4 protein-coding genes are annotated in these 4,242 nt (G+C 56.1%); 3 read left to right on the top strand and 1 reads right to left on the bottom strand.

The features are described 5' to 3' along the window. The first annotated feature begins 177 nt into the window (after positions 1–177). The 3 genes from I5Q34_RS32835 to I5Q34_RS35345 all read left to right on the top strand — a co-directional run bounded on the left by I5Q34_RS32835 (position 178) and on the right by I5Q34_RS35345 (position 3,747). Entirely contained in the window at positions 178–951 is a 774-nt protein-coding gene (locus I5Q34_RS32835; RefSeq protein ID WP_199896154.1) for a hypothetical protein, read from the top strand. Positions 952–1,066: 115 nt separating this feature from the next. Next, a complete protein-coding gene (locus tag I5Q34_RS32830) occupies positions 1,067–3,175 on the top strand; it encodes a hypothetical protein (RefSeq protein ID WP_199896153.1) in 2,109 nt (702 codons plus the stop codon). 164 nt (positions 3,176–3,339) lie between these two features. Further along, positions 3,340–3,747 (top strand): transposase family protein, encoded by a 408-nt coding sequence (locus I5Q34_RS35345; protein ID WP_234429893.1) that lies wholly within the window; start codon positions 3,340–3,342, stop codon positions 3,745–3,747. A 302-nt stretch (positions 3,748–4,049) separates the two neighbouring features. Here I5Q34_RS35345 and I5Q34_RS32825 read toward each other — a convergent pair. Continuing rightward, a partial coding sequence (locus tag I5Q34_RS32825) for an alpha/beta fold hydrolase (protein WP_199896152.1) occupies positions 4,050–4,242 on the bottom strand: 193 nt, incomplete at its 5' end.

Below are 4,242 nucleotides of genomic sequence, written 5' to 3'. Positions count from 1 at the left end.
ACCAACCACACCAAGATCATCTCACCCGTGACCAGCAGTTACGGGACAGCCCTTAGATGACAGGATGGTAATCCTGTGGGTGACACGCCAAAAAGACTCACACCTTTAGAATGAATCGCAATAAACGAATGACCCAGAAATCTGGAAAGGCATCCGAAAATGAAAAAAATAACGATCGTGCTCGACGAAGTAATCTGTCGCGACGCTGAAGATATGGACGGCTGTGACGAATTTTACATCTCTGGAACCGTATTCTCTGCCGGGGACCAGAAAGGGCGGAAAATTCATATGGACCCGGTGAAGGTAAAAGCTAAAACATCTGTCCATATTACGTCGCCGATACTCTTCCAGGACAGCATTCCGGATTCGGGTGTTGTTACAGTGAACCTTTTTGCGCTCGATGCCGATGCCGGGCGGGCTTGGTCCACGCCGGAGCGCGCGAAGATCCTCAAGGCAGTCGGAGATAATCTGCGCAAGGGCGCCAAGGATGCCGTTAACTACTACTACGACGAAGAGCGCGTTAACAAAGCCGTCTCCGCTGGTGAAGAAGGGAACCTGACTCCCGAAACCAAGACCGCTCCAGACAGCCCCAAGGAGACGTCGGAGAAGGATAAGCCGATGAACCTCCAAGAAGATCTTAAAGAACTCGAGGAGGGGATCCGGAAGGGAACGGAGAAGCTCGACAAGCGGAAGAAGGAAGCAGAGCGGGGTACCAAGAAATTCCAGGAGCAGGTGAAGGAGGGAGCTCACGCCCTGATCGATCTGAGCGCAGAGTGCCTCCCGGAGACTGCGGAATTGGATGAGGACGACTGTCTCGGCCGTAAAATGCACAAGTTTTCTGCAGATGATCCAGGTGAGCACATCGGTGAACACACCTGGGAGCTAAAGGGCGGAACTTGGTTCATTTCCGACTACGACTACACCGTCAAGTACTCGATTTACCTCCAATAGCAACAAGCGCATCCATCGAAAATTTTAAGAGACCAAGAACCTGGGGGTGTCAGGCCAGGAGGATTCAAATCCCTCGACCTGGCACCCCGGAGCTTGAGAGCCTCCAGGAGAAATGATGCCCGAAAACCTTACGGATCTTGAAGAGGCTTACGAGGTCTCGAAGCGCGATTTCCACTCCGCACTAGAACAGGACATTCTCAACAATAGGGTCGATGGAGACTCCTCAGACAGGATAAAGTACCACGCACATCAATTGACGACCGGACTCGGCGCTGCGACCTACTTTGAAGATGTCATTCGCGAAAATCTCACCAAGCTGAAAAAAGCCAAACACAAAGCCGGGAGCCAAGGAAGCCTCCCGAAGGAGCAGGAAGAAAAGATTCGCGAGGACGCGAGCAGGAACACCACAACCTACATCGACGAAACGGCCGTTGACCTGTATCGCAAGCTCTGCTCAAAAGAAGGGCTGAAGGGTAAAGCTGAGGAATACATCTCGCTTCTCGAGTCTCATTGCGCAGGCGCTCTGACAGAAATCCAAGAAATCGAGCAAGTCGTTGATCAGGTAGAGCGGATCATGGGTCATGACTTCGTTAAAGGGTTTCTGGATATAAAAATTATATCCGGTAACCCCGATGTCACGCCGCTCAAGGAAATTGCAGAGGATCTGCGGTATCGTAAGGAGAAAGCGGAGCCCCTCATCGAGTATTTTCGCGGCCTTGTCGACAAGGTTGACAAAAATGGCCATCGCCTCAGGGATTGCATACGAGACGCCGAAGGCTTGGTTAAGGACATTCAACGGGTCGTAGAGCGCGCTTCCAAGGAAACCAGTCAGGCGATTAGAGCTCTCGATTATAGAATCCACGACACGGCACTCACTGCCTTCGTCAATCAGCATTTCGACGAAAAAAAGCTCAAGAAAGTAAAGCTGGTCACGGGGTTCGCAGAAGCTGCTGCCCCGCTCGCAGCTGGGTTCATCGCTCCTGCTGCTGTTGCACCAATGGTCAAGAAAATTGCTGGAGTGGCAGGCACCGCTGCATGTGCGCTCTACAAACACAAGCTTGTAAACGACGAGAGGAATAGGTTTGGCCAGGAACGCGCCAAGACGGAACTTCTTTATGAGCTTGATGAAGACCCTACTGTTATTGCCGCTTATTTGCAGAATCAGCAGCTCGCCGCGCTAGATGTATTTCTGGCAGGGATGGAATCTCTGATCACCCCAGCATTCACTATGCTCGGCCTCCCGAAACAGGCGCCCTGGGTGATCAACAAAGCAGTTAGAGGAGTTGTCCATTCAATACTCAAGAACCGAATGGACCAGGCAGTAGCGAAGCTTAAAGGAGCCTCTCTCGACCCCGTATCGGCTGCACGTGCAGCCGGCGCGGAGGGCAAGCTTTCTGCCATGCACGCGCGGATTGTCATACCGGACAAGGAGCTCAGGGATGGAATTTATGAATGCCTGAATCGTGTTGCCGAGAGCCTCGACATGCCCGATCTGGTCCCCGATGTGTTTGAAGAGTGGATACCGGACTTTATCAAGGACATGATCTGGGACTTCACAAAAGGAATGGCCTGCGGGCTCATCGCCGATAGCGTCCAGAAAAAAGTGATTCCTTGTATCGCCGTGAAGGTCATGGAGATCTTGAGCATCAAACCGGCAGAGCTTATTACCGGCAGCAAGATAGTTGCCATGCTCGACGAACTCCACCTCAGCGGCGTACCTGCCGGAACCACCTTTGATAAGGCCGTCGACAGAGTCGAGCGGGTCGCCATCCCCGACCAGTATGGCGTACCCCAAGAGATCAAGGGGAAGAAAGTTAGGCGCACTGATAAGAAGTGGAGCGTCCTTACTGGGGAAGGAAAGTCCTACTACATTTCTCTTGATTTCGATGGCGTAGAGGTCTGGGGGCGATACGATCAGACTTCCGGGAATTGGAAGGCTGTCGAAGTAGATCCTGAGTCGCTTACATCTTGGCGCAATGTGGAGATCTATGCTGACGGAATAAAGATAACCCACCGGGGGAAGAAGGCTGAAGGATCATGGATACTTGTCAAGACCCCAGAACGTGGCCGCACCTACATCGCCTTCAAGCCGCTCGAGAAAGGCCCTCTGCGGTGGGGGAAAAGGATCGAGGTCACGGCAGCACGCAGCTCGGAATATTTCCTTGAGAGCTTGACCTACGGGCACCGCATTGAACGGAACATCGAGGAAATATACAAGCTGTAAAATTATTCTTTCGGTGTCGATCTGTGAGTATGCCAAGGCACTTGCCCGCCTCCCCACAGTAGAGCACTGATGACGCTGGACCATTCCGGGTCTGGTCGCTATCTCGGGACGGTCACGATCGTCTCTCGGTAGAGGTCACGAGTCAGGGCGGGAATGCCCTGGTCATGCGGGACTTTTCGGGGCTGGTAGAACTCCTGCTGCCGAAGGCGGTCGGGTTGGTGCTGGACTGGTTCACCGAGACGGTTGGGCTGGAAGTGGTCGAAGCCCACTGCTCCGTCGGCGAGTTGGCGTGTCCGGACTGCTCCGCCGTCTGCGGCCGGGTGCACAGTCGCTACCAGTGGCGGCTGGTCGTGCATCCCGTGGGCGGGCACCGGGTGGTCGTGAAGCTGACGGCACGACGATTCTTCTGTGCTGACTCTTGCTTGAGAGTCATGTTGGTGTCTCGTCGGGGTGTCCATGACTGGGGTGGGTTGTTGTCAACGGAGCACAGGATCAGACGGAGGCCGCCTTCTCATCCGCCGAACTGCGAAAACGCCGACCAAGTTCGAGCCGCGTTCGACGCCGGACCATAAATGACAAGCTGAAGAGTTCGGAAGACCGGCGGCGGTCGGCCAGGTCCACGAGGGGACGATCGTCTCGTCGCCAGGCCGACTCCCCGGGCGGCCGGCACCAAGTGCCGTCCGGCGGTCGGCAGGGCCACGGCGACCGCGTACGGCGCTCCCACCGAACCGGGCGAGCGCCGTCTCGAACCCCGCGCCACCCGCGGCCTCGTGTCGAGCCGCCCGGGCCACACGACGGCGTTCCCGCCGTTGTCCAAGCCGGGGTGTGCCACTGCGGTCGTTCCGCTACGGCGGTACGGGCCCAGGGGGTCCCGTCACCTGTCGAGGAAGGCCAGGAGGTCCTGGTTGAACTTCTCCTTGTGTCCGGGGACGAGGGCGAGGCCGTGGCTGCCGCCCTCGTAGACCTTGAGTTCGGCGCCGGGGATGAGTGCGGCGGACTTGCGCCCGGTGGATTCGATCGGGGCTGCCTGGTCGTCGCCGCCGTGGACCACGAGGGTCGGGATGTCG

The sequence above is a fragment of the Streptomyces sp. AV19 genome (assembly GCF_015999245.1).
Classification (GTDB): Bacteria; Actinomycetota; Actinomycetes; order Streptomycetales; family Streptomycetaceae; genus Streptomyces.
The sequence above is the reverse complement of the archived record's forward strand: the minus strand, read 5'-3'. Positions and strand labels throughout refer to the sequence as shown.